At 44.8% G+C, this 25,338-nt stretch carries 30 protein-coding genes; 11 read left to right on the top strand and 19 right to left on the bottom strand.

The window, feature by feature from the left end; genetic code table 11:
* Positions 1–212 precede the first annotated feature (212 nt).
* The 4 genes from BTA30_RS21255 to BTA30_RS21270 form a co-directional block, all read right to left on the bottom strand.
* Positions 213–2,126 carry a vWA domain-containing protein gene (locus BTA30_RS21255; protein ID WP_076763889.1) on the bottom strand — a complete coding sequence of 638 codons (1,914 nt, stop codon included), beginning with the start codon at positions 2,124–2,126 and terminating at the stop codon, positions 213–215.
* A gap of 10 nt (positions 2,127–2,136) precedes the next feature.
* Positions 2,137–3,027 carry an ATP-binding protein gene (locus BTA30_RS21260; RefSeq protein WP_076763891.1) on the bottom strand — a complete coding sequence of 297 codons (891 nt, stop codon included), beginning with the start codon at positions 3,025–3,027 and terminating at the stop codon, positions 2,137–2,139.
* Positions 3,028–3,131: 104 nt separating this feature from the next.
* Positions 3,132–3,725 (bottom strand): superoxide dismutase family protein, encoded by a 594-nt coding sequence (locus BTA30_RS21265; RefSeq protein WP_076763893.1) that lies wholly within the window; start codon positions 3,723–3,725, stop codon positions 3,132–3,134.
* A gap of 120 nt (positions 3,726–3,845) precedes the next feature.
* On the bottom strand, positions 3,846–5,150 hold the full coding sequence (locus BTA30_RS21270) for a C40 family peptidase (protein ID WP_076763895.1): 1,305 nt from the start codon (positions 5,148–5,150) through the stop codon (positions 3,846–3,848).
* Positions 5,151–6,268: 1,118 nt separating this feature from the next.
* Here BTA30_RS21270 and BTA30_RS21275 point away from each other — a divergent pair.
* Complete coding sequence (locus tag BTA30_RS21275; RefSeq protein WP_076763897.1) at positions 6,269–7,627, top strand: MATE family efflux transporter; 1,359 nt, start codon at positions 6,269–6,271, stop codon at positions 7,625–7,627.
* A gap of 44 nt (positions 7,628–7,671) precedes the next feature.
* On the opposite strand, the gene bshB2 is transcribed toward BTA30_RS21275, so the two are convergent.
* From bshB2 to rarD, 4 genes are all read right to left on the bottom strand, one after another.
* A complete protein-coding gene (bshB2, locus tag BTA30_RS21280; RefSeq protein ID WP_076763899.1) occupies positions 7,672–8,337 on the bottom strand; it encodes a bacillithiol biosynthesis deacetylase BshB2 in 666 nt (221 codons plus the stop codon).
* Between the two features lie 16 nt (positions 8,338–8,353).
* A complete protein-coding gene (locus tag BTA30_RS21285) occupies positions 8,354–8,704 on the bottom strand; it encodes a YojF family protein (protein WP_076763901.1) in 351 nt (116 codons plus the stop codon).
* 1 nt (position 8,705) lies between these two features.
* On the bottom strand, positions 8,706–8,981 hold the full coding sequence (gene yoyC / locus BTA30_RS21290; RefSeq protein ID WP_076763903.1) for a protein YoyC: 276 nt from the start codon (positions 8,979–8,981) through the stop codon (positions 8,706–8,708).
* A gap of 74 nt (positions 8,982–9,055) precedes the next feature.
* Complete coding sequence (rarD, locus tag BTA30_RS21295; RefSeq protein ID WP_076763953.1) at positions 9,056–9,988, bottom strand: EamA family transporter RarD; 933 nt, start codon at positions 9,986–9,988, stop codon at positions 9,056–9,058.
* A gap of 80 nt (positions 9,989–10,068) precedes the next feature.
* Here rarD and BTA30_RS21300 point away from each other — a divergent pair, with 80 nt between their 5' ends.
* Both BTA30_RS21300 and exlX read left to right on the top strand, forming a co-directional pair.
* Positions 10,069–10,521, top strand: coding sequence for an Hsp20/alpha crystallin family protein (locus BTA30_RS21300; protein ID WP_076763905.1), 453 nt, complete (start codon positions 10,069–10,071; stop codon positions 10,519–10,521).
* Positions 10,522–10,777: 256 nt separating this feature from the next.
* Positions 10,778–11,476 carry an expansin ExlX gene (exlX, locus tag BTA30_RS21305; RefSeq protein ID WP_076763907.1) on the top strand — a complete coding sequence of 233 codons (699 nt, stop codon included), beginning with the start codon at positions 10,778–10,780 and terminating at the stop codon, positions 11,474–11,476.
* A gap of 121 nt (positions 11,477–11,597) precedes the next feature.
* Here the strand turns inward: exlX and BTA30_RS21310 are convergent, their stop codons facing one another.
* The 3 genes from BTA30_RS21310 to yodB form a co-directional block, all read right to left on the bottom strand.
* A complete protein-coding gene (locus tag BTA30_RS21310; protein ID WP_076763910.1) occupies positions 11,598–11,918 on the bottom strand; it encodes a hypothetical protein in 321 nt (106 codons plus the stop codon).
* Positions 11,919–11,983: 65 nt separating this feature from the next.
* On the bottom strand, positions 11,984–12,727 hold the full coding sequence (locus tag BTA30_RS21315) for an SDR family oxidoreductase (RefSeq protein WP_076763956.1): 744 nt from the start codon (positions 12,725–12,727) through the stop codon (positions 11,984–11,986).
* Positions 12,728–12,732: 5 nt separating this feature from the next.
* Positions 12,733–13,056 carry a transcriptional regulator YodB gene (yodB, locus tag BTA30_RS21320; RefSeq protein WP_076763912.1) on the bottom strand — a complete coding sequence of 108 codons (324 nt, stop codon included), beginning with the start codon at positions 13,054–13,056 and terminating at the stop codon, positions 12,733–12,735.
* Between the two features lie 134 nt (positions 13,057–13,190).
* On the opposite strand from yodB, the gene BTA30_RS21325 reads away from it, so the two are divergent.
* Positions 13,191–13,811, top strand: a complete 621-nt coding sequence (locus tag BTA30_RS21325) for a nitroreductase family protein (RefSeq protein ID WP_076763914.1) — start codon at positions 13,191–13,193, stop codon at positions 13,809–13,811.
* Positions 13,812–13,856: 45 nt separating this feature from the next.
* Here the strand turns inward: BTA30_RS21325 and BTA30_RS21330 are convergent, their stop codons facing one another.
* Positions 13,857–14,462 carry an alpha/beta hydrolase gene (locus tag BTA30_RS21330; RefSeq protein ID WP_076763916.1) on the bottom strand — a complete coding sequence of 202 codons (606 nt, stop codon included), beginning with the start codon at positions 14,460–14,462 and terminating at the stop codon, positions 13,857–13,859.
* 6 nt (positions 14,463–14,468) lie between these two features.
* Positions 14,469–15,389, bottom strand: a complete 921-nt coding sequence (locus BTA30_RS21335; RefSeq protein ID WP_076763918.1) for a ring-cleaving dioxygenase — start codon at positions 15,387–15,389, stop codon at positions 14,469–14,471.
* Between the two features lie 162 nt (positions 15,390–15,551).
* Here BTA30_RS21335 and BTA30_RS21340 point away from each other — a divergent pair, with 162 nt between their 5' ends.
* Together BTA30_RS21340 and BTA30_RS21345 are read left to right on the top strand one after the other, a co-directional pair.
* Positions 15,552–15,776 carry a DUF3311 domain-containing protein gene (locus tag BTA30_RS21340; protein WP_411813147.1) on the top strand — a complete coding sequence of 75 codons (225 nt, stop codon included), beginning with the start codon at positions 15,552–15,554 and terminating at the stop codon, positions 15,774–15,776.
* Positions 15,776–17,257 carry a sodium:solute symporter family protein gene (locus BTA30_RS21345; protein WP_076763958.1) on the top strand — a complete coding sequence of 494 codons (1,482 nt, stop codon included), beginning with the start codon at positions 15,776–15,778 and terminating at the stop codon, positions 17,255–17,257. Before BTA30_RS21340 ends, BTA30_RS21345 begins: the two co-directional genes overlap by 1 nt.
* A 49-nt stretch (positions 17,258–17,306) precedes the next feature.
* Here the strand turns inward: BTA30_RS21345 and BTA30_RS21350 are convergent, their stop codons facing one another.
* Positions 17,307–18,704 (bottom strand): S41 family peptidase, encoded by a 1,398-nt coding sequence (locus BTA30_RS21350; RefSeq protein WP_076763922.1) that lies wholly within the window; start codon positions 18,702–18,704, stop codon positions 17,307–17,309.
* A 159-nt stretch (positions 18,705–18,863) separates the two neighbouring features.
* Here BTA30_RS21350 and BTA30_RS21355 point away from each other — a divergent pair, with 159 nt between their 5' ends.
* Together BTA30_RS21355 and BTA30_RS21360 are read left to right on the top strand one after the other, a co-directional pair.
* On the top strand, positions 18,864–19,574 hold the full coding sequence (locus BTA30_RS21355) for a class I SAM-dependent methyltransferase (protein WP_076763924.1): 711 nt from the start codon (positions 18,864–18,866) through the stop codon (positions 19,572–19,574).
* Between the two features lie 92 nt (positions 19,575–19,666).
* On the top strand, positions 19,667–19,927 hold the full coding sequence (locus tag BTA30_RS21360) for a hypothetical protein (protein ID WP_076763926.1): 261 nt from the start codon (positions 19,667–19,669) through the stop codon (positions 19,925–19,927).
* Positions 19,928–20,108: 181 nt separating this feature from the next.
* On the opposite strand, the gene BTA30_RS21365 is transcribed toward BTA30_RS21360, so the two are convergent.
* Together BTA30_RS21365 and deoD are read right to left on the bottom strand one after the other, a co-directional pair.
* Positions 20,109–20,924 carry a M15 family metallopeptidase gene (locus BTA30_RS21365; protein WP_076763960.1) on the bottom strand — a complete coding sequence of 272 codons (816 nt, stop codon included), beginning with the start codon at positions 20,922–20,924 and terminating at the stop codon, positions 20,109–20,111.
* A 45-nt stretch (positions 20,925–20,969) separates the two neighbouring features.
* Positions 20,970–21,668, bottom strand: coding sequence for a purine-nucleoside phosphorylase (gene deoD / locus BTA30_RS21370; RefSeq protein WP_076763929.1), 699 nt, complete (start codon positions 21,666–21,668; stop codon positions 20,970–20,972).
* Positions 21,669–21,861: 193 nt separating this feature from the next.
* Between deoD and BTA30_RS21375 the strand changes: the two genes are divergently transcribed.
* From BTA30_RS21375 to BTA30_RS22855, 3 genes are all read left to right on the top strand, one after another.
* Positions 21,862–22,863: a permease gene (locus BTA30_RS21375; RefSeq protein WP_076763931.1), complete on the top strand. Its 1,002-nt coding sequence runs from the start codon at positions 21,862–21,864 to the stop codon at positions 22,861–22,863.
* A gap of 16 nt (positions 22,864–22,879) precedes the next feature.
* Positions 22,880–23,749, top strand: a complete 870-nt coding sequence (locus BTA30_RS21380; RefSeq protein WP_076763933.1) for a TIGR03943 family putative permease subunit — start codon at positions 22,880–22,882, stop codon at positions 23,747–23,749.
* 67 nt (positions 23,750–23,816) lie between these two features.
* Positions 23,817–23,948, top strand: a complete 132-nt coding sequence (locus BTA30_RS22855; protein WP_094777372.1) for a hypothetical protein — start codon at positions 23,817–23,819, stop codon at positions 23,946–23,948.
* 35 nt (positions 23,949–23,983) lie between these two features.
* On the opposite strand, the gene BTA30_RS21385 is transcribed toward BTA30_RS22855, so the two are convergent.
* From BTA30_RS21385 to BTA30_RS21395, 3 genes are all read right to left on the bottom strand, one after another.
* On the bottom strand, positions 23,984–24,295 hold the full coding sequence (locus BTA30_RS21385) for a YodL domain-containing protein (protein WP_187444673.1): 312 nt from the start codon (positions 24,293–24,295) through the stop codon (positions 23,984–23,986).
* 63 nt (positions 24,296–24,358) lie between these two features.
* Positions 24,359–24,970 (bottom strand): phosphatase PAP2 family protein, encoded by a 612-nt coding sequence (locus BTA30_RS21390; RefSeq protein ID WP_076763937.1) that lies wholly within the window; start codon positions 24,968–24,970, stop codon positions 24,359–24,361.
* 111 nt (positions 24,971–25,081) lie between these two features.
* Complete coding sequence (locus BTA30_RS21395; protein ID WP_076763939.1) at positions 25,082–25,252, bottom strand: YozD family protein; 171 nt, start codon at positions 25,250–25,252, stop codon at positions 25,082–25,084.
* Between the last annotated feature and the right edge of the window lie 86 nt (positions 25,253–25,338).

Below are 25,338 nucleotides of genomic sequence, written 5' to 3' on the forward strand. Positions count from 1 at the left end.
GACCAATCACCCTTGTCAGCAGCTTTATATATTCACTATATTTCCCCTTCTTGGCTATTTTTTAACAGATAGAATATAACTGAATGTGCTGTATACTCCAAATCTCAATTTTTAAAAATTAAAGTTGATAAAGATAATAAAAATTGGCTTATCTCATCCTTCTGCTTCTATTAAAAACAGATGGCCGCGAGTTGTGCAGCCACCTGTCATCACTATCTTATACTTTTGTTCAAGAGCTTTTTTAAGAGCGGATACAGCACATCTGGAAGCTGGTCAACGTCAGGGACGAAGAGGCTGTACTTTCCGTACATATCCTGTATCGTTTTGATTTGCGACTCCTCGATTTCACTGTTTGATAAAAACACATTAATCACTTCAATGTTTCTTTTTCTCGCTTCCATCACCGCTTCATGCGTATCGACGATTCCGTTTTGTTCATAATTAAAGGCGGCCGGCTCCCCGTCTGAAAAGACAATCAAAAATTTTTGCGCTTCACTTCTTTGGACGAGCATTTTCGTCATTTGTCTGATCGCATAACCGTCCCTGTTGTCCTCCTCGGGTTCAAGCTGCATAATGTGCGGCCCGGCGCCTTCTTTTAAGGAATCTGAGAAAGAGACAGCCGTATGAAAATAGTTGGGCTGGCTCGTCTCTGTCGCATCATTCGTATCCTCCCAAAAACCGACGATTTGATGAGGGACTGATACCGATTTGAGCGCTTCATGAAACAGGACGATGCCTCTTTTCGTCTCCGCCATTTTATCATGCATGCTTGCTGAACAGTCGACGAGCAATGTAAAGACAGCGTCGATTTCAGTCGACGGTTCTTGCTTTTTGTAAAAGAGCCGCGGATTCCGCTCAGTAAAATACCTTAACAGCTTATTGTTCAGCCTTCCGGCGTGCAAATCTGTTCTGGGCAGTGTTTTTTTATGCTCCAATGTTTTGTGAATCATCTGTTTCAGCCGCTTCTGATACGCTTCGATTGTCTTTGCCTGGCTCTGGTATTCCAAGACGTCTTCATTTGAAGGTTGATCAGGCGTCTTAAAAATGGAAAAAGCGTAGCGGTTTTCTTTGCCGCCGTTGGTCCCGCCGGTGTTCGGTTCATCTTGGACAGATTCAAGCGATTCCAGCTTCGAATAGTCTTTCCTTTTCGTCTGTTTCGCCGTTCCCTGCACTGTACCGAGCGCTTGGTCGCCATCTTCTCCTTCTCTTAAAGCGCCTCCCGTTATATCCGTTTTTGCGCCGTGCTCCAGGTCAAATTGCAAAAAGCTCTTAGCTGGGGCTTCCGTTTCCCTGTGCCATGTCGGCATTTCTTCTTCATGAACTTCTTCATCCCCCGAGCTTTTCTCTTCCAATGTCAAATCTTCGCTCAGCTTTGGCTTTGCTTTTAAATCATCAAAAAGAGATTCTTCACCAACATGTTCGTAATCCAGTTCAGGAAAAAAGAAGTACGTATTCAGCATATCTTTTTGAAGAACCTCTTCAAAGCCTTCCATTAAATGTTTCACAATTGAAACGACATCTCCGGTCGAATGTGCTTCATATACACGGTTCAGCTGAGCTTCAATAAATCCTTTGAGCGGATCAATCGATTCATGAATAACAGGAATGTCTTCAAGCGGCGACTCGGCCGTCAGTTTGACATAGATTGCGCAAAACAGTGCATCCGTAAAAATGCTCCGCTCCAAATTCAGGGTCAGCTGGGTCTTAAAATGTTTTCGGTACATGCTTCTGCGGCTTGAAAACACCGCTTTTGTTCCCGGCCGCTCTTTTTTGATGGACTCTTCGATTCTGATATCCTCAAAAAGCATAAACAGCTGCTTTGCTAGACTCTTAAACTGAAAATGCCGGACGGCATCCAGCATAATTGCACATTCGTTCATCGAGCTGTAGCGGGTGCCGATGGACCGCAGGTAGACATCGCTTTTCAGGCCGGCTACCATGTCCCGATAGGCTCGGTCTTTCCAAAAGTGGCTCATATAGACCTTTTTCTCAAACGGATTGTAATACGACTGAACGCCATACTCCACTTCAACCTGATCGCTTTTCGCCAGCGTTTTTGCCAAATCCGTCAGCTCCATAAACAGAAGAGAGTCGATCTTACTGTCATTGAATTTAATAAATTTCATGAAAGAACCCTCATTCAAACAAAGTTTGGGCGATATTGCGGACGGCCGCTTTTTCCCGTTCATCGTCAAGCTTTTCCACAATGCCCCGCTCGATTGCGCGAAGCGGCGGAATGTATGACGCCAGATCGCAAGTATCCAGCAGCGCCCTGATCGAAGCAGCCTCTTCAGACACTTGTCCGTTGTGCGCCTGTGTCATTAAATCTGAAGACAGGGTCACAAACTGGCTGAGCAGCTTCTCGTCTTTTAATTCAGATTGTGTCTCAAGCACGCCCCTTAACAGATCACCTTTAATATATGGAACATCAATAATGACAAAACGGTTTTTTAATGCCTCGTTTAACGGAACGGTTCCGACATATCCTTCATTGATGGCTGCAATGACGCCGAATCCGTCTTGTGCTTTTACGACTTCGCCTGTAAACGGATTTGTCATCATTTTTCGATAATCCAGCACCCCGTTTAAGATGGGCAGGGTTTCCGGTTTCGCCATGTTGATTTCATCAATATATAGAAAGTGTCCGTGGTTCATCGCTTTTGTAACAGGCCCCTCAATAAATTCAATGGAGGCGTTTCCGTCTGTATTTTCGATCGTTTTATAGCCGACAAGCGCCTCCGCATCAAGGTCGACAGAACAGTTGACACTGTGCATCGGTTTTTGAAAATAAGCGGACAGCGTTTCGGCAAGCTTTGTCTTACCAGAGCCTGTAGGGCCTTTTAATAAAACATTTTTTCCGAGCGCCAGCGCGATCAACGCATCGTAAAGAACGGCCCTGTCCTCGGCTTCATAGCCGGGCGTTCCGATCAATGATTGAAACTCCTCTCCGGCCGGTTTGGCGGCAGACTGAATCAGCCGCTCTTTCATTTTCTCAGGCAGCTCTAGTTCGTGCAGATCATATTTCATATGTTGTAAGTTCCTTTCTAAAAAGCGTCTTCTATGAAGAGTATACTAAACATCAGACGATTTCCTCAATATATATGACTGCTGCCTTTCCCCGCCGAACCGGTTTATTCCCTGCCGCTGTTTGTAAGAGCGCCGCAAACCATTCGATCACCCGAGTTTCCGGACGGATTCGTCAAATCATCATCCTGGTGCTCATGAATGATAAAAGCGCTCCCATCCTGATCAAGCAGGCTGAATTTGCTTGACTTGTCCAAGGTGACATCCGGTGCATTCACAACGACATCCACTTTGCCGTCCGCACCGACTTCAATATTCGGCAGATCGCCGGCATGGTGTCCTTTTGGATTGTTAAAACCGTGCTCCTTTTGCGAAGGATTAAAATGTGCACCAGCGCTTTCAAAGTCAGGCTTTCTGCACTCACCGGTTTCATGGATATGAAAAGCAAGCAATCCCGGCGGCAGATCATATGCGGCAACTCGAATATCAAGCCCTTCAGACGCTGATTCAGAAACTTCAATAAAGCCCGTTTCAGTACCGTCGCGTTTAATGAGCGGCACTTTCAAATGCTGTGTCACCGGTTCAAATGTTTCTGTATGCTCTTGTTCCGCATTCTTTTGCTCAAGCTCTTTCTGCTGTGTGCATGCTGATGCCGAACAAACGAAAATTCCCGCCAACAGCACTTTGAATGAACGATTCAACTAGTGATCCCCCCTTATCTTTTTTCACTTAGTTTAGACAAGGGAAGGATCTGATAAACCTTTCCTTCAAGCAGCATGCTCGGGCAATCTGCAACAAAAAAAGCCATATAAAATGGCTTTTTAAAAAGAATATCGTTTAGCACCGAGGTAGCGCTGCTTCCAATAGGAATTGTTCATATCGCTGACGCTGACTCCGGAATCGTTAGCATTGATGAATGTTCCGTTGCCTAGATAAATCCCTACGTGTGAAGGGCCTGCTTTATATGTTGAGAAGAAGACAAAATCTCCTCTTGAAGGCTGGCTGACAGGCGTCATGGTATTCCAGTATCCGGCCGCACTCAGTCTTGAAACAGATGTGACTTTGTTCAGTGCATAATAAATGAAGCCGCTGCAATCAAAGCCTGATGGATTGTTGCCTCCCCATCTGTACGGAACGCCTATATGTTTTTCCGCTTCCGCAATCATGCGCTCGACTTTGGCGCTTGTCGAAGTGCCGCTTGAAACAGAAGAGTTCGATGAGTTGGATGAAGAGCTTCCCGGAGATGCTGCATTTGATGCACCGGAGATCTTCAGTTTCTGCCCGACTTGTATCACATCAGTTTTCAAATTGTTGTTTTCTCTGATGCTCTGTACCGTCACATTCAGCGAGTGTGCGATTTTCCACAAAGAATCGCCTGCCTTAACAGTGTAAGTCGTCGTTTTGGAGCTGCTGCTTGAGCTCGTTTTTTTAGAACTCGAAGACGAACCCGAAGATGATTGACTTCCGCTGGAAACCTTCCCTTTTACTTTAAGGACTTGGTTCGGGTAAATGGTGTCCGATTTCAAGCTGTTCAGCATTTTGATCTCAGCAACTGTCATATTCAAACCATTGGCGATTTTCCATAAAGAATCGCCCAGCTTGACTTTGTAGGTGCTGCTAGAACTGCTAGAAGCGCTTGAACTTTTTGAGCTTGAAGATGAACTGGAGCTTGAAGTCTTCGAACTGCTGCTTGAGCTGCTGCTTTTTGAACTTCCTTTGACAGTCAGCTTTTGGCCGGGATAAATCATGTCACTGCTTAAACCGTTTAAGCTTTTGATTTCCTGCACGCTCGTCTTATAGTCTTTAGCGATCAGCCACAAAGAATCTCCCAATTTGACCGTGTAGGTTGTCCGTGCAGAACTTGAACTGGAGCTCTCGCTTTTCTTTTTTGTGCTGCTTTTTGATGTACCGCCTGGAACTTCCAGGGTTTGTCCGATATAAATGACTGTAGATGAAAGGTCATTGGCTTTTTGCAGAGCAGAAACACTTGTCTTGTACTCAGCTGAAAGTTTCCATAACGAGTCACCGTTTTTCACCTTGATGGTCTGGGCTTCTACCGGTGATGCAGCCAATGAAGTTCCAACTACCGCAGAGGCCGCCAAACCTGCCGCTATCTTCTTCTTCATAACCTTTTAACCTCCTCTTTCATTTTCATTCTCTCTATGTATGCCATTACATTTGCCGCTGCTTAAGATCACCCAATCAACACATACTGGTGATCTGATCACCGTATGTTTGTCCTTGGCTGATTCCCCCTTTTATACTCTTAAGCACAAATGCAATTCACGATTTGTATCGGCTGATTTTTAAATTTTTTAATAGTTTTTTACAAATTCTATATTCAAAATACAGACTGATAGACACATTGACAAAAATCAACACCATTCAACAAACTTTCTATTTCCGGATGATCGAACGGCAGACACCAGCTTTTCATCTCAACTCCAAAAATCAATGACTCAGCAGAAAATCCCGCGTGAAAAACGGATTTCAAGGGGCGGAAGAAATGATTCATGAGACGGATCACGCTGAAGAAACGCTTTATACCGCGGTTTTTCGACGAGTTTCAGATCAAATGTCTTTGTAGAATCATGCGGCTGTCAGAAAGGCAAGGCGAACCTGAAAAGGTAAGAACGTTTTCATTCCCTTTTTCAAACGCCTGTTCATCTTCATCCGCTTCCAAGTGACAAACTTCCGAAGATGCTTATCCATACATTTCTATTTTCCAGCACAGAACTCCTTCATAAAACCATAAATTGACTATACCATACATTTTTTTTGCCAACATCCGGAATTCGGAGTGTCTTTTTTTTAGATCAAACGACGTTTTATCATTTTGGGATTCAGTTCTTAAAACCTATCTTAATAAAATAATAAATAGAAAAGTATATCTTAATGCTTATAACTTTTTTCGTTTTATTAGACTTAATTACCCATCCATCATCAATCGAATGATAGAACATCATGAAAATGTGAAATTTGTCCGGCGCATTCTTTTTAGCGGCTGCTATGTATTCTTACTGCTTTCATGTCGCATCTTAATGATATGGAGGTGATGTCATGACCATTCAAAAAATATGTCAGTATTTATGTTCCTTCCTGGGTGTCATATCTCTTTCCTTTATTTACGTACAGATGTTTAAAAAAACAAAACAGACAAAGAAAGATTAAGCAGACATTTATTGCATTTTATACATAACGTGTTATAATTTCTCTCGTTATCCAAAAGAAACGGGGAACATATATGAGGGAAACAAAGAATTTGAGGGAAAAAACGAAGCAATTTTTAACGATATTGATTCCGATTCTGATCACACAGGTAGGATTATCTTTGATCACGTTTCTTGACACGGTGATGTCCGGTAAAGTCAGTGCCGCCGATCTCGCCGGTGTCGCGATCGGGTCGAGTTTATGGGTACCTGTTTATACAGGGCTGGCCGGCATATTGACAGCTGTCACGCCCATTGTTGCACAGCTGATGGGAGCCAAGCAGCAAAAGGACGTTCCCTACACTGTGATTCAATCGATTTATGTGGCGGGTATACTCAGCATTCTTATCGTGACTTCCGGTTTTTTTCTGATTGATCCAATCTTGGAGAAGCTCCAGCTTGAGCAAAAAGTGTCTCTCATTGCAAAGCAATATTTGTCTTATCTCGGGTTCGGCATTTTGCCGCTGTTTGTGTACAACGTGATGCGCTGTTTTATTGATTCTCTCGGGAAAACAAGAGTAACAATGCTAATCACACTATGTTCTTTGCCAATCAATTTTGCATTAAATTATCTATTTATCTTCGGAAATTTCGGATTTCCCAAATTGGGAGGAGCCGGAGCAGGCTTGGCTTCCGCTTTAACCTATTGGTGCATTTGTCTGATTTCCTTATACATCGTTCATAGGAAAACTCCTTTTTATCAGTTTAGGGTTTTCGAATCATTCTACCCGTATTCGTTTGCCGAAAGTTTGAAACTCTTGAAAATCGGTCTTCCCATCGGGTTTGCAATCTTCTTTGAGACGAGTATTTTTGCGGCCGTCACCTTGCTGATGAGCCACTTTGACACCGTCACGATTGCGTCCCATCAAGCAGCAATGAACTTCGCTTCTCTTCTTTATATGCTGCCGCTCAGCGTCTCAATGACATTGACGATTGTCGTCGGATTTGAAGCCGGGGCAAAACGTTTTAAAGATTCGAGGGCTTACAGCTACCTTGGCATCTCGATTGCGGTTGGTTTTTCATTATTCACCGCGCTTATTATTTTATTGTTCAGACAGCAAATTGCCGGGATGTACGCAGCAAACCCTGAGGTATTGCTCCTGACAAAACACTTTTTGCTGTATGCATTGTTTTTTCAGCTTTCAGATGCAATCGCCGCCCCGATTCAAGGAGCGCTCAGGGGGTATAAAGATGTCAACTATACCCTTGTCACAGCTTTGATTTCTTACTGGATCATCGGGCTTCCGGTCGGGTTTTTCATCGGCACATATACGCCGTTTGGAGCGTACGGATATTGGATCGGACTCATTGCGGGGCTTGCCGCAGGTGCGATCGGGCTTTTCTTCAGGCTCAAGCTTATCCAAAACCGCTTCATTCGCTACCACGGCACTTAAAAAAGGTATAGAGCATTTCGCTCTATACCTTTTTATTTTGAATGTCAATCATTCCACTGAAAGGTCCAAAATGTTTCTTTTTCAAACCACGTTTCTACGACAGGCTCGCCATTTGCCAATTTTTTTTCGATTTCTTTCAGCATGCCACCTGTCTGAGATTTGTGCGCTTTTAAAGCGTTCATTTTAACATCGGCTGCTTCTTTGATATCAAGAACGACATCAGGCTTGCCAAGCACCTCTTCCCTGTGGTGAGTGATCGCCATGCATAAAACGCGCGGCCGGTCTTCTTTCTTTTTGCGGGATAATGCACGGATGACCGCAGCACCGCATGCATCATGATCGGGATGAACGCCGTGGCCGGGATAAAATGTTACAATCAGGCTCGGATCTACATCATCGATGACGGCCTCTATTTGATCGGCCAATTTTTCTTCATCTTCAAATTCGAGTGTTTTATCGCGAAAACCGAGCATGCGCAGATCTTGAACATCCATTGCACGGCAAGCATCGATCAATTCCTGCTTTCTGAGAAGAGAAAGAGTTTCCCGATTGGCAAAAAGCGGTTCCCCCATATTTCTCCCCATTTCCCCCAGCGTCAGACACGCATATGTCACAGGTATTCCTTCTTTGCGGTTTAAGGCCATCAAGCCGGCCACTCCGAATGATTCATCATCAGGATGCGGCAGGACTACTAGTAAATGTTTTTCCATCTATAACACCTTCTTTTTAGACTGCAAATGGCTTTTTGCTGATTTGAAGCGAAATGGCTAGCTTGCCGCCTGGCAAATAACCGGCAAGAAGCAGCCGTCCTTCATCATCAATTGTATAATCGGTGAGGCCCTCTGCGTAAATCCAGCCGTCTTCTGTTTTTAAGCCTGTACGATAGGGCCCGTTTCCCGTTATTTTTGCCCGGGAGCAGGCGACCTTCGCATTTCTGATGTATGCAACAACCGTCATGTTCTGCTCATCTTTATGGGCAGAATAAGATCCGGTTGTTGTCTCCAAATGAATGTAGACAGGCTGATGTAAAAACGTGTCTAATGAAGCCTGTACATCTTCCTTGTTGATTGCTTTCATGTTACTCCCTGCTTTCTCCATTTGATAATAGCTGCAAGCGTTCTGTATGCAGCTCAATCAGGTTTAGCTTTATATCTGTTTCTAAGGCGGAATTTAAAATGCGCTGAACGGATTGAACATATTTTTCATACCTCGTCTTTCTGAGCCTTGGGTGTGTTCTGAGGTCATTCAGTTCATCATCAATCGCCTGATAAAGGGTCCGCTTCCCCTCTCCGTTCATCGTTCTGTTCTTCCAGAGGGTCAGATATGCCTTGAAAAGTTCAGGTTCGTTTGCCATACCAAATCGACCTCCGAATCCTCTCAATCATGTTTAATTATACATGACCGGCGCTTCTTGAAAAGAAAAAGGGCCTATGAGTGATATGTTTTTTTTCTTTTAAGAAAAACCTTCGACTGCTTTTTCCATTTAAACTGTGAAAGAGTAAACAATACCAATGCAGCCCATATACAGGAAAAAGTAAAAGCTTTGGCGCTGCTAAAGGGTTCATGATAGACGAAAACCCCTAAACATAATGTAATGGTCGGAGCGATATACTGCAAAATTCCGACTTGGTAGAGCGGAAGCTTTTTGGCTCCTTCTGCAAAGAAAAGCAGCGGGATGGCTGTTAAAACACCGGCCAAAAACAGCAGCAGCATCGTGCCTATACTGGTTGACGCCGCCTGTGAATGCTCAGGGTGGCGGAAGAACAATAGATAGATGACGGCGACCGGCGCGATGATCATCGTTTCAAGGGTCAGCCCGATGGCACTCGTCAGCGCCGTCCTTTTTTTGGCTAATCCATAGAGCCCGAAGCTGAAAGCGAGCATAAGGGCAATGTACGGAACAGAACCGTATTGAACAGCGGAAATAAGGACGCCGGCTGCGGCAAGCAGAACTGCGGCTGTCTGCATCCGCGACAGCTTCTCTTTTAAAAATATGATTCCGAGCACGATAGAAACAAGCGGATTGATATAGTAGCCGAGGCTTGCTTCAAGAATATAGCCGTGATTAACGGCCCATATGTAGACATACCAATTAACCGAAATCAATACAGAAGAAAACACAAGCGGAACAAGGGCCTTTCGATTGCCCCAAAGGGACTGGAACACTTTGACCCCGTTTTTCCATTGCCGCAGAACGAGGAGCACGCCGCACATAAAAACAAACGACCAAATGATGCGGTGCGCGAGTATATCAAGGGCGGCTGTCTGATCAAGAACTTTCCAATACAATGGAAGCAGCCCCCATAGTAAATAAGAAGATGCAGTGTAAAAAATGCCTTTCATTTGAGATGAGTGATTCATGAGTGATTCTTTCCTTTCTTCATCACTTTGCGCGCTTTTTTGCATATACTGTACCGTCTATGTGAAAGGAAGTGTGACCCGTGTTTGATTGGCAACGCTTTTTTCCTTTTCAGCAATTTTCTAAGGACGGCTTAAAAAACGCTGACCCGAAAGATGTTGAACATTATATCCACCAAATGATGAAAAGCGTCTTTGGACCTGGCTATGCCGTTCAATTTCCTTTCCGCGACCCTCTCTCAAAAGAATCGCCGGCGGAAGACGAATCTGATCCAATTGACATCTTTGAAACGACAAGTCATGTGTTTGTCAAAATTCCGCTCACAAAAGAACAGCTTAACCTATTGAAAATTAAACATACTTCACAAGCCCTGATCATCGAAAACTACCCTGAAAATGGACGGGAAAAAAAAGTCATTCTGCCCTCTCTTGTACGCAGAAAAGGCACCAAAGCCGTCTTTAAGGACGGCATATTAGAAGTGATGTTTTTAAAAAATGAAGACTTCAACATGTCTGAAATCGACATTACTTTTTAAAAACGGCCGCGCTTGGCAAAAGCAGGCTGTTTTTCTTTCCATCCGCAAAAGATCTCCCTCCGATACATATTAACACTTGCCCTGAACGTCTATCATCTTATTTGCCTCGACCATGCGGCCTGTGCCATTTGAATTGTTATTTTAGTATATCTGGATCAAAAAATCTATGTATCTATTTCCTCTTTCGGCGGAAGTCAAATGACCTTTATAATGATAATGATTCTCATTTGAAAATATAAAACACAGGAGGATTTATATGAAAAAGAAGATGAGTATGTTTTTCACCGCAATGATTTTGACGATCCTTTGTTTTTCACCGCAGGCTTCGGCTGCATACAATGACTTGCACAAGGGGTATGCCACCTATACAGGATCAGGTTATTCAGGCGGAGCGTTACTCCTTGACCCCATTCCATCCAATATGGAGATTACCGCTTTAAATCCGACAGATTTAAATTATCGCGGCGTAAAAGCGGCGCTCGCCGGGGCTTATCTTGAAGTTGAAGGCCCTAAAGGAAAAACGACGGTTTATGTGACCGATCTATATCCGGAAGGCGCTCCGGGGGCCCTTGACCTTTCGCCCAACGCTTTTCGCAAGATCGGCGATATGAAAGACGGTAAAATCAATATAAAATGGCATGTTGTCAAAGCGCCGATCAAAGGAAATTTCACATATCGGATCAAAGAAGGCAGCAGCCAGTGGTGGGCGGCGATCCAAGTCAGAAATCACAAATATCCCGTTATGAAAATGGAGTACTATAAAGACGGAAAGTGGATCAACATGGAGAAAATGGATTACAACCATTTTGTCAGCACCAATTTGGGTACAAGCCCTCTTAAGGTCAGAATCACGGATATCCGCGGAAAAGTCGTAAAAGACACGATTCCAAAACTTCCAGAGAACGGAACATCCAGTGCATACACCGTCCCTGGGAAAGTGCAGTTCCCTGATTAATCAGCAAGTGCAAAACCGAAAATGATGAGACGGCGGCCAAATGCGGAAATCCGCAGCTTTGACCGCCGTTTCATCTTGTATCATATCAAGTTTCATCTGATCAAGCTTCCAATCCGCTTTATCAATAGCCGGGTCCTGCCCCTCCGTACGGAGCTCCGCCCGGAACACCTCCATAAGGGACTCCTCCCGGGGCGCCTCCGTAAGGGACTCCTCCTGGGGCGCCTCCGTAATATGGACCCGCACCAGGTACGCCTCCGTAGTATGGTCCTTGATAAGGCGGCGGGTAAGCGTACGGCCTTGGATAGTTAAAAATCGCGCTTCCGAGAAATCCGCCCAGCAATCCGCCGACCAGCGGCGCTCCAAAACCCCAGAATAACGGGAATCTAGCCGGGTATCCGGCAGGACCTGATCTCGAATATCCATAAAGCATATGAGGGTTCATTGGCATTTATCCTCCTTTATGTCTGCCTATAGTCAAGGTATTCATAAAGTCGGGAAACGTTTGGGCTATTCTTCATAAATCATTTTTTTCGTCATTCCGCCGTCTACCGTTATGTTCGTCCCGTTAACAAACCTGTTGTCAGGATCGGTTAAATAAAAGCATGCCTTTACGATATCAAGCGGATGGCCGACTCTGTTAGAAAAATGCTGTTCATGATCTTTCGGTTTCAGGGAATCATCATGCTCCGTTTCGATCCATCCTGGAGAAATGCTGTTTACGACGATCGAATATTGGCTCAGCGATGCTGCCAAAGCGTGTGTTAAGGCGATGATGCCGCCTTTTGAAGCCGCATAAGCTTCAGCGTTCGCTTCAGACATAAACGCCCTTGTCGAAGCAATATTGACAATAGCCCCGCCTGTTTCTTCCTTCATTTTTATAGCCGCTTCTCTTGAGCAAAGGAAAACGCTTTTCAAATTGGTGTTCAGAACATCGTCCCATTCTTCTGAAGTCAGATCGAGCGGCGGCTTCCAGATTGATTTGCCCGCATTATTAATGAGCGCTGAAATGACACGGCCGTTTTTTACAGCCTCATCCATCAGACGCTTCACGTCTTCTTCGTCAGTAACATCGGCATGTACAAACTGCACCTGGCATCCGGAAGCGGCCAGCTCTTTTTCCAGCTGTTCGCCTGTATCTTTTAATACATCGGCAAACAGCACGGCATAACCTTTTTCGGCATATGCCTGCACAAGCTCTTTTCCGATTCCTTTTGCTCCGCCTGTGATGACGACTGCTTCTTTACCGTTCATCCCCCTCACACGCTTCCTTCTGCATCACAGTGGTGTTCGGCCCAGTTTTGTATCTCCTTCAGCACAGGCTTCAGCGCTATTCCTTTATCTGTTAATTGATAGATCACTTTCACCGGTGTTTCCGGCAGAACCTGGCGTTCGACGATCTCACCCTGTTCGAGTTCTTTCAATCGTTCAGCCAGCATTTTTTGGCTGATCAACGGTATCATCTCGGTCAAATCTTTAAACCGTTTAGGGCCATCCAATAAAACATGGATAATCAGTCCATTCCATCGTTTGCCGAGCAAAGAAAAGGCGGCTTCCATTTTAGGACACATTGTAAACCCCAATTCTCTCACCCCTCCATATCCAGTTGACAAATATTATGTGTACCATTAGAATACTCTTTGAAGTTACAAAAAGTAAGTTTCTAACTTTTTATCTAGCTCTATCATAACACGTTTATTCTAAAGGAGGAAGTCACATGACTTTATCGGACAACACTACACTTAATTTATTGCAAGAGCGTTCATCAATTAAAGAATATGACACAAGCGTCTCCATTTCAAAAGAGGAACTGACAGAGCTGTTGAACATCACAACAAAAGCGCCGTCAGCCTGGAACTTACAGCACTGGCATTTCACTGTATTTCACAGCCAAGAATCAAAAGACAGACTTCTCCCGATTGCCTACAGCCAAAAACAAGTCAGCCAGGCATCTGCGGTGGTCGCTGTCTTGGGAGACTTGCAAGCAAACTTGAACGGTGAAGCCGTCTACGGTCCTTTAACAGAAGCCGGTTTTATGACGGAAGAAATCAAGCATACGCTGCTCGGACAAATTAACGGCGCCTATCAAAACAGTGCATTTGCCAGAGATGCCGCTTTTACAAACGCATCGCTTGCAGCTATGCAGCTGATGATTGCCGCAAAAGCCATGGGCTATGATACGTGCGCAATGGGCGGCTTTGACAAGGAGGCGTTTGTGAAAGAATTCAACATTGATGAACGCTATGTACCGGTCATGCTGATCTCAATCGGAAAACCGGCAAAACCGGCTCATAAAAGCAGCCGTTTCGATGTTTCCGAAGTCTCAACATGGCTGTAAACATGTGAAAAGCCTTAGTCCTGAAAAAAGGACTAAGGCTTATTTTTATGCTTTTAAATGTGTTTCATACCAAATTTTCGCCTCTTCAATTTCATGATGCGTGAGCTGGTGTCCCCCGTCTTCCCAATGAAGGAACACGTCTGCTGCGGCGTTTTTGAAATAGCCGGCCAGCTCGTTTGACTCTTGGGGCGGACAGAGCGGATCTGTTTTTCCAGCTCCGATAAAAATCGGGATTCCCGTCATGTCAGGCAGTTTTTGATTTCTTAAGGGCACCATCGGATGGTGCAAAACAGCGCCTTTCAGTGCGTGTTCATAGAGAAACAGCAAGCTTCCGGCTATATTGGCGCCGTTTGAATATCCGACCGCCACCACCTGGCGCCTGTCGAATTCCAGTTCTTTTGCCGCTTGATCGAGAAAAGCATTCAATTCTTCCGTTCTTTTCATCAAATCTTTCTCATCAAATACACCTTCTTTTAAGCGCTTAAAAAAACGGGGCATGCCGTTTTCCAAAACATTTCCTCTGATACCGAGCAAATTGGCATTCGGATCTATCATCCTGCCGATCGGCAAAAGGTCGTGTTCATTCCCCCCGGTACCGTGCAATAGCAAAAGCGTGACATCAGATTGCCCTCTTTCAAAAATATGGTTCACTTAAAATCACTCCTTGTCCCATTTTGGAAGTATGCCTTCAATTTGACTGCGATGCTGTTCAAGCCATTTCGGCAACTTTAGCGATGTGCCGAGGCCTTCCAGTGTTTCATCAGCCAAAAAACCCGGCTCATCCGTAGCCATTTCAAATAGTATTCCGCCTTTTTCCCTGAAATAGATTGAAGTGAAATATTGGCGGTCAAGAATATCCGATGCGGAAAATCCGTTTTTTAAAAGCCGCTTTTTCCATTCTTTTTGTTCTTCTCCGTTCGTCCTGAAAGCAATGTGGTGAATCGTGCCGTATCCGCCGATGCCTCTTGGGCTTTCGCTGATTTTGACATCCAGCCGATTTCCGATTGTCGCGCCGGACTCCAGCCGGATAAACTCCCCTTCCGCTTCTTTTTTCTGATAGCCGAACGTTTCTTCTAAAAAACGAATCGTCGCCTCAGGTCTGTAGCTGTTTAATGTGACGCCTTTTATCCCAGTGACGGCATAAACGGGAGAAATCTCCTCGGTTCCCCATGAACTTTGTCCGCTTTCCTCATCTTCCACGATGGCCAGCTGAAGCTCTTCAGCATCTTGAAAAAGAAGTGCTTTTTCTTTAAAAAGCACGGTTTCCTGAACATCAATACCAAGACGTTCGAGCCTCATCTTCCAGAATGGAAGCGCACCTTTTGGCACCGATAAATAAATTCTGCCCGCCTGCCCGTTTCCAACAGTGCCCCGCATGCTTCCCTGAAAGGGGAAGAACGTTAAAATCGTGCCGGGATCACCGGTCTTGTTTCCGAAGTAAAAATGATATGTGCCGGGATCATCAAAGTTAACGGTTGTTTTAACAAGCCTCATCCCCAATACGTCTGTATAAAATCTCAAATTCACCTTCGGGTCTTTCGCAAATGCAGTAACATGGTGAAGTCCTTCCGTTTTCATCATCATTCTCCTTTTATCTCGAATTCAAGATATTAATTATTGTAATGTTATATTTCGCTTGATGCAAGACAGAAGTATTATTTAAATAGTTTAAAAAATCATTTTTTTCTAATAATTATCTTGTGATTGAATCTGACACCTGCTATGATAATGAACATTAAAATGGCTAAAGGAGGAAAAAAGGTGAACAAACAGCTTTTCATATTGATTCTTTTTATCATCCCTTTTATCGGACAGCTCGTCTTGCTGCCGTACGTAAACCGGATTCATCCGATTATTTTCGGACTTCCGTTTTTCCATTTTTGGCTCGTGCTATGGATCGTGCTGACACCGCTGATTACATTGATCATTTACAAGATGGAGAAAAAAAACGGAGGTTATGAATGATGCAGGGAAATTTAACAGCGCTTTTGATAACGGCGGGTATTATTCTGACCGTTGTCTGCATTGGATTTCTTGCCGGCAGTAATAAGCAGTCCCGCAAATCGGTTGAAGAATGGTCTGTCGGCGGAAGACGATTCGGCGGGCTTCTCGTCTGGTTTCTCGTCGGCGCCGATTTATATACGGCCTATACGTTTTTAGGACTGACAAGCACGGCATTTACAAGCGGAAGCGTCGCTTTTTTTGCGATTCCTTATTCCGTGCTGGCCTATTTTATCGCCTACTTTTTTCTGCCGAAAATTTGGCATGTTGCAAAAGAACATAAACTGACGACTCTGGCTGATTATGCGAGGGAACGCTTCAGCAGCAAATTGCTGTCATCTCTCGTGGCAATTGTCGGCGTCCTGATGCTGATTCCATATATTTGCCTGCAGCTCAGCGGAATTCAAGATACGCTTCAGGTAGCCGGAACAGGTTACATTAACGTCAATGTCGTCGTGATCATCTCATTCATTCTTGTCGCGCTTTACACTTTTTTCAGCGGCATCAAAGGCCCTACATATACTGCCATTATTAAAGACATTTTAGTTTGGGTGATGATGCTGTTTATGGCCGTCTCTTTACCGCTCATCCATTTTAACGGCTGGACGCCGATGATTGACAAATTGACAAGTGAAGCGCCGCACATGCTGACAATCCCTTCAGAAGGGCCGCGGGGAATCGCTTGGTTTATTACGGCTTCGATCGTTTCCGCCCTCGCCTTATTCATGTGGGCTCATGCGGCAACAGGAGTATTTACGGCGAACAGTGCGGATGCCCTCAGGAAAAACAGCATGTTTCTCCCGCTGTATAATATCGTGCTGATTTTAGTGATCTTTCTTGGGTTTATTGCTTTTCTCGTTCTTCCTGATGACATTAACCCAAGGCTTGCTTTACTTTATTTGATACAGAACTCCTACGGGGGCGTCACACAAGGATTTGCCTATTCAACGATCGCATTGGCGAGTCTTATTCCATGTTCGATTATGGCGATCGGGGCTTCCAATCTGTTTGCCAATAATTTATACCGCGACTTGGTCAACCCCCGTGTTTCAGGAAATAAACTGACCTTGATCACCCGCTCAATGGTATTTGTGGTGATCGGGCTCGCGCTGTTATTCGGAATGCTGTTCCCGGCGGCGCTTGTGACGCTGCAGCTTCTTGGCGTATCCGGAATGGTGCAGATTTTCCCGGCCATCGTCATTAGTTTGTTCTGGAAAAATCAGACGAAGGAAGCGACAATCATCGGCCTGTTAATCGGACTGGCTGTAACGTTTACGGTCTATGTGACGAAATCATCATTCGGCATTTATGAGGGGTTCTGGGGGCTTGCGGCCAATCTCGTGTCTGTCGTGCTGCTGAATCCGTTCTTTGTGAAAAATGTAAAAGCAAACTCTGTCATCAGCTATTTGTTTGACGGAAAGAAAAGCGTGAAAAAAAGCGCATGATCACATAGCAAAACCCCTTACGACTGTATTATCCGTAAGGGGTTTTTGATTATTTTTCTTTTTTTAAAATCTCGATCGCTTTATCTAACTGGGTATCATTGTCGGAAAGCTTTTTCTGCAGCTTGGTTGTCATGCTGATTGTCGTCTCTCCTGTTATGATTCCGGTTGTTTTCAGCTTTTGATCTTTTTGAAAAGCCTTAACAGCCGCTGCTGTCTGATCATCAAATGAGCCTGTCGGCTTCACATCGTAGCCGAGCGCTTTAAGCATTTGCTGGGCGGCTTTCACTTCGTCTCCGGTGCTGCCAGACTTATACTCTTTCTTCGAGTCGAGGTATGGCAGTTTGGCATAGCTTGGCAGCTCAGCCTTGTATTGAGGCTTGATCCCTTTTTCATGAATCCAGTCTCCGTTCGGTGTCAGCCATTTGGCAATCGTCAGTTTGACAGTCGATCCGTCAGAAAAGTTTTCCGCATTTTGAACCGTTCCTTTCCCGAACGTTTTTTCGCCGACGATCGGAATGCCGGATGACTGATGCAGGGCGCTGGCCATAATTTCAGCGGCGCTCGCCGTTCCTTCGTTTACGAGGACAACGGTCGGCTTGTTCACTTTGCGCTCATTCTCAGCTTTGTAAACTTCCTTCTTGCCGCTTTTTGATTCGACTTGCATAATCGTTTTGCCTTTATCGACAAACAGGTTGCTCATTGTAATCGCCTGGTCCATTAAACCTCCAGGATTGCCTCTCAAGTCTAAAACAAACCGTTCCGCACCTTTTTCGGACAATTCATCAATGGCTTTTGTCAATTCTTTTGCCGTGCTTTCGGAGAAAGACGTAATTTGGATTTCTCCAATATTGCCGTCGATTATTTTTGAATAAACCGTTTCAATCGGAATCGTATCCCGTTTAATCGTGACATCGATTTGACCGACGCCTTCCCTGTTCAGCATCAGCTTGACATCTGTACCTTTTTTTCCTCGGATCATTGCGGTCGCTTCATTGACGGTTTTGCCTTTTACGCTTTTGCCGTCCACCTTCTGAATTTCATCATGCGGCTTAAGGCCCGCTTTTTCAGCCGGTGAGCCCTTTATAGGCGCAACGATTAAGATTTGTCCATTTTTTTCTTCTACTTGGGCGCCGATTCCTTCAAAAGAAGAGGTAATGCTTTCTTCAAAGCTTTTCGCTTCTTTTTTGTCCATGTATGTAGAATACGGATCATCCAAAGCCTCAAGCATTCCTTTAATCGCGCCATCTGTCAGCTTTTCATCGTCTGTGTTTTGATAATAGTCACTCTTGATTTTGTCGTATGCCGCCATCAGCTTTGCAAATTTGTCGCCCTCTGAAGCGGAATATACCGAACCGTCGTTTCCTTTCCCCACGATAAAAAGTGTGAGTGCCGATGCTGCGACGGCCGTAATTAATATTGCCAAAAAGAGTTTTAACTGCTGTTTCAAACGAACACCACCTTTTCTTCTTACCATATTATCACGGACGAATCTTTATTCGTCAACTCGCATCACTTCAAAACAGATTTTACTGATGCTGTTTGCCATGGAATCTTAAACGATTTTTTCGCTTCTCGCATATGCATACACAAAAGGAGGGATCTTATTTTGAGCGATTATTTAGACATGCTCGCCAGTTTCGGCGTCTCAGGCGCCCATCCTGGCGGGATGGGGCTGACAAAAGCGGTACTCGCCAAAGCCGATATCGATCCGGAGCTGCCGATTCTTGACGCAGGCTGCGGAACCGGGCAGACTGCCGCCTACTTGAGCCACCTGCAGTTTCCTGTGTCCGCCCTTGATTCGGATGCGGTCATGATTGATAAGGCAATAAAAAGATTTGAAAAAGAACGGTTATCCATACCTGCTTTTCACGCTTATATCGAAGAAATGCCTTTTCAGAACGAAAGCTTCGCCTGTGTATTAACAGAATCAGTCTTGAGTTTCACACAACTCGGATCAGCTTTGAAAGAAATCCGCCGAGTGCTGAGGCCTGGCGGCATGCTGATCGGCATTGAAGTTTCTCTTGCAAACGGCGAACTGACAGACGAGGAGAAAAAAGAAATTATGGATTTTTACGGGTTCACTCGTTTATATGATCAAAAAGACTGGGTGCGGACACTGCGCAAAGAGGGTTTTTCACAGGTTGAAATCATTCCTGCCATCTTAGAGGACATCGCTGATCTTGAAGAAGCAGCTGCAGAAATGGATCTGTCGCCTGACATTTCTGAAAAAGCCTATCAAACGATGGAACAGCACGAACTGCTGCTGGCAAAATATCAGCAATCTCTTGATCATATTATTTTTATCTGCCGTCTATAAATCGTCATTTACCCTCCTTCTTTCGTCCAACCTTTTCTATTCATTCCGTCATATGCTGAATAGGAATACTAGATGATGGAAGGAGCATTCAAGTGGAGCGTTACTACAGATTTTGCCAGCAGAATGTTGGCAGGGTTGCCAGAATCACCGACAGGGGCGGCCGCGTCCATGTCGGCAGAATTGTCCGTGTATCGCCAAATAAAGTCTTCATTGCCCCGATGGTCAGAAGAGGGCGCCCCGGCTTCGGATATGGATATGGCTATTATGGAGGCTGGTGGGGATGGGGTCCGGTTTACGGGCTTGGCCTTGGTTTAATCGCAGGCGTGGCGCTTGCAGGGTTGTTTTTTTGGTAAAGGGAAAGGCCGATATTCATCGGCCTTTCATTTCATTTCGCTTCTATTTCTCGTCACGGCCCTAGCTTCGTGCTCATGGCCGGCGGGTAGAACGCTCCGATACTGGCCGTTCTTGATGGCTTGCAGCCCTGTCATTTTATAAATAAGAAAGCTTCCGCACGGATGCGAAAGCCCTCCCCCTTTATACCTTTTTCACTTGTTTAAAATATTCTTCAAGCGTCAGGTCGTGTTCCTTTATAACCTTTGCGGCTTTTTTGCCGACATAGCGCAGGTGCCAAGGCTCATACTTATATTTCGTAATATGTTCCTTGTTTTTCGGATAGCGGATAATATAGCCGAATTTATCGGCGTTATCTTCCACCCATTTTCCGTCTTTCGTATTGCCAAATTCCTGGGAAAGAGCAAAGCCGTTGCTTCTGCTGGAAATGTCCATCGCAAGCCCTGTCTGATGCTCGCTTTGCCCTGGATAAGCCACAGCTTCTTTCGCCTTTTCTTCTCCCTTTTGGGTTACTTCATTATCATAGATCGTTTTTTGTCTGTCATAAGATCGATAGCCGGAAACAGCAACAAGGTCAAGTCCTTCTTTCTCCGCAGCAGTGAACATCTCTTGCAGCGCTTCGGCGGCTTCTTTTCTGATATAGCGCTTATCGATATCCTCTGTAAATGAAAATGCGACGTCAGGCACAGTCAGATCTGATGGTGCATAATCTCCCGGAAGCGCAAATTCTTTATTGACAAGCGCAAGTATATTGTCGGGATTTTGAATCGTCGGCATGCCGGTTACTTCTTTAATTTGATTAAAGTACTTGCTTTCAAGCACAAAATCTTGATCTTCCAGATCGCTTTTTTGATCATTCGCATCCTCGCCTGCGTTTGCAGTGTTTTGCGTTTGAGCGGAGTCTGTCTGCTTCTGTTCGGTCATGGAGCATCCCGTGCCAAGCAGGACCGCGGCACTCAGCAAAGAAGCGATCGATACGTATTTGTACTTACTGTTCATCATGATCCATCCTTTTTTCCAGCGGTTAATCATCTGCTTTCCCTGTTATAGAGCCGTATCCAGCGCCAGCAGAATCATATCATTAAAAGTTGTCTGCCTTTCTTCAGCAGTCGTCTCTTCGCCTGTCAACACATGATCGCTGACCGTTAAAATCGACAGAGCTTTCCGGTCGAATTTGGCCGCTAACGTGTAGAGCGCCGTCGTTTCCATTTCGATTGCCAGCACACCGTGTTTCGCAAGCTTTTCGATTTGGCTGTCATCATTGTAAAATTGATCAGCCGTAAACACATTCCCTGCCGTAACCGGGATATTTCGTTCCTTTGCAGCATCATAAGCCGCTTTTAAAAGTTCGAAATCTGCACAAGGGGCAAAGTCGATTGATCCAAACGCCACCCTATTGATTTGTGAATCAGTGGAAGAGGTCATCGCGAGAATGACGTCTCTCACATTGACATCCTTTCTGATTGCACCGCAGGAACCGACGCGAATCAAATTTTTGACATCATAGCTTCTGATTAATTCATTGACATAAATAGAAATGGAAGGAACGCCCATGCCCGTCCCCTGTACGGAAACGCGTTTTCCTTTATAGGTGCCGGTAAAACCGTACATACCCCGAACTTCATTATAGCACTCGACATTTTCCAAATATGTATCTGCGATGTATTTTGCACGCAGCGGGTCTCCGGGCAGCAGCACCGTTTCGGCAATTTGCCCTTTTTCCGCGCCAATATGTACGCTCATGATTATTCCTCCTGCCTTTTTCAAGCTGATTGGTGATGTTGTTGTGTAACCATCCACTCGCATTATGTATTATAAACCAACATGGTAGAAAAAGAAAATAAAGCCTCTGCAGAAAACTTGTCATGTTTAAAAAAGGACAAGCATACTTTAAAAAAGAATCATTCCGATTAAAGATCAGGATGGAGGAAAAAATATGTTTCGGTCCCTCAACAGTTATATCATAGATTTTACAGGTATTCTTGTAATCGGGATTTTAATATGCTTTGTTTCAATCGGCGGATCGCTGACGGCCGGGCTCTCTTTTCATATCCCAGCTTCCATTCAGCAGTTAAATACGATTTTCATCAGCATTTTGATTGAGGCGCTTCCGTTTGTTTTGATCGGTGTTTTCATCGCAGGGTTCATTCAAATTTTTATTACTGAAGAACATATTCGCGCCCTAATGCCAAAAAACAAGTTTTCAGCAGTGATCGTCAGCTGTTTGCTCGGTGCATGTTTCCCGGCTTGTGAGTGCGGAATCGTCCCGATCGTCAGAAGGCTTGTTGCTAAAGGCGTTCCAATCTATGCCGGTGTCGGCTTTCTTCTGACCGGTCCGCTGATCAATCCGATTGTCATCCTGTCGACTTACATGGCATTTGGCAATGATGTCCGAATGGCGGTATTAAGAGTCTCGGCCGGTTTTGCCGCCGCGGTCTTGATCGCTTTGGTCATCAGCTTTCTATTTAAGTCCAATCAGCTGAAAACAGAAAGCATCGGACATCGGCATGATACGGGCCATACGAAGGCCCCTTTTTCAGAACGGCTTTTTGGTATGCTGAAACATGCGATTGATGAATTTTTTGATATGGGAAGATATTTGATTATTGGGGCTTTAGTCGCCGCTCTTGTCCAAACTTACCTTCCTTTAAAATCTTTGTTCCTCATCGGAGGGGGTATGGTCGACTCCGCCTTGGTGATGATGGGGCTGGCTTACTTTTTATCGCTTTGTTCAGAAGCGGACGCATTTATCGGGGCTTCCTTCACCAGCTTGTTCCCCGCTTCCTCCATCCTTGGATTTTTGGTGTACGGACCTATGCTCGACTTGAAAAACACGATTATGATGCTGCATGTATTCAAACCAAAATTTGTGATTTGTTTATCATTTTTGATCACGTTGATCGTCTATATTTGCGTAAAAGCCGTCAGCTTGCTATAGAGAGGAGGTTTTTGATATGGTTTTTCAGCCTCAGCAATTCTTGCGCGCGCTAATTTTAGCTGCGTTTTCGGGCTTTATTTTCAAACTCCACCATACAGGGGAAATCAACAGGCTGATCAATCCGAAATATGAATACACGAGCATGATTGCCGCGGGCGCATTCGCTTTTCTGTTTGTCATTCAGCTGTCAAGGATCTGGATCACCCGGCACGACAAACACGAAAACTGCGGCTGTGATCATGACCATGGCCAGTCTAAGCCTTTCATCATTAAAATGATCCATTATGCGGTGATCGCACTGCCGCTCATTACTGGTTTTACCTTTGCACCGGCCGTGCTGAACTCATCTGTTGCCGCGAACAAAGGAACAATGCTTACCAAAACGGAGCTCGGTCCGGATGCTGAGAATAGCGGACATGTGACAACACCGGAGATCCAAAAAGAAAGGTCTGAATCCACTATACCGAAAACGGCCTTTGACCGAAAAATGGCTCAGTTTAAACAACAGAATCCCCTTATGATGAAGGACGATATGTTTGCTGACTATTATGATGAAATCAGTGATCATCTGGATCGGTATATCGGAAAACAAGTCAAGGTCAAAGGCTTTGTCCATAAAGAAACCGGCCTGAAAGAGCACCAGCTTGTCGTCTCCCGCTTTTTGATCACGCACTGCATTGCTGACGCAAGCCTGATCGGCTTTCTTGCCGAGTGGGACGGAGCCGAAGACTTGAAGCGCGACACATGGATTGAGATAGAAGGAATCCTCGGCAAAGCCTCATATCATGGAACTGTCATTCCGATCATTCAGGCAAAACAGTGGAAAGTGATCAAGGAGCCGAAGCATCCTTATGTTTACCCGTCGTCTATCAATATGACAGAGTAAAGATTTCCCCGGGATAAATGATGAGCTGTTTAGTCATCCTATTTTTTAGGAAGGAGGTTATCGCACAATGGGCAAAAAACAGCGAAACAGAGTAACCGGGCTGAAAAAAAACAATCACATCCCTGCAAAAGATGTGATTGCAGCGGAGGAAGCGCACGAAAAAGAGTTCAGCGCCAGAAAGCGAAAAGATACAACGTAAAAAACTGCGGACAGTGCTTCCGCAGTTTTTTACGTTTAGGATGATTGCAGCAAAATCCGGTTGATTTTGCTCCATCCCGTTGAAAGCAGTTTATAATAGGTTTTTCCCTTTCTTCCTTCATCAATTAAAACGATATCGCCTGTAGCAAGAAATCTGGCTTTATAGTCATTCGGCACCGTGTCATATACATTAAAGGTAGAAAACGTCCGTTCCAGTGCATCTTCATGGGTTCTGCCGTTTATTTCTGTTCTGTAAACCATCTCATATCCCTTATCTTCACCAAAGCAAGGCGTTTGAAAAATCGTCACGTCATAAGCTGTCAGCTTCTTTTTAAACATTTGAAACATTAACGGCAATACGATCCCTCCCTTTTTTTATACTATTGGCGTTTTGCCAGACAAACCCTTTGACTAGTTTTGTCGAACAAGCGGGGAGTTTTCGTCAATTTTCTTGAATATGAAAAACAGCGCCAAACCGAGAGAAAATCCTGCTATAACATCAGTTGTGTAATGGACGCCGAGATAAATGCGGCTGGCTCCGATGAGTCCGGTGAAAAGGCCTGTCCAAATCAAGACTGCCGTCCTGTGCGTTTTGAAAAAAGGTACGTGCATCAAAAGGATGTATGCGATAAATGGGTACATGCTCGCCGCATTCATCGAATGTCCGCTCGGAAAGCTGAAAGACGGTTCATGTACGAGCGGATCAACCGCCGGCCGCTGCCTGGAAATCCATTCTTTTAAGGCTTCATTGACCATTCTTTCAACAAAAAAGAGCAGATAGACGTACATTGATACCGCCGCTTTTTTGCGAACGGCAAGTATCAGGGTCAAAACCAGCAGGAGCACAAGCAGGAAGGCGCTTGATCCCAAATGGGTCATCACTTTAAAAAACGGGGTGAAAAAAGGCTGCCTGACAGCCGCAACAGCCTGAGAGATGCTGACGTCGATCATTTGCACCGATTGAAAGCGGATAAGGACAGCCATGATCATAAAAACCGCGGCTGAAATGATTGTTTTGTTCATGAAAAGCCTGCGCCTCCTTGAATTGTATCGTAAAACATTGTACACCCCGACTCTCGCGCAGGGCAATATATGATAAAAGACCGAAGGCAAGCAGCCCCCGGTCCTTATCGCTTAATCCTCTATATGCTCATCTATCATACATTTTGCAATCAAATAATCAAAGGTGATATCGGCAATTTCGAACAGTTCATCACCGCTCGGTATGTAGCCTCTTCTTGTCAGCTCAAGATAAAAAAAATCAGCGATTTCTTCTGTATCTATCATTAATTCAATTTCTTTCATTTTGATCGCCTCCTTATTCTGATGTATGAGCTGGCCGTCAGATTTATAACCGGTTTGTCATAATGTTTGTCCCTGGTCATATACAT

The sequence above is a fragment of the Bacillus swezeyi genome (assembly GCF_001969815.1).
GTDB classification, from domain to species: Bacteria; Bacillota; Bacilli; order Bacillales; family Bacillaceae; genus Bacillus; species Bacillus swezeyi.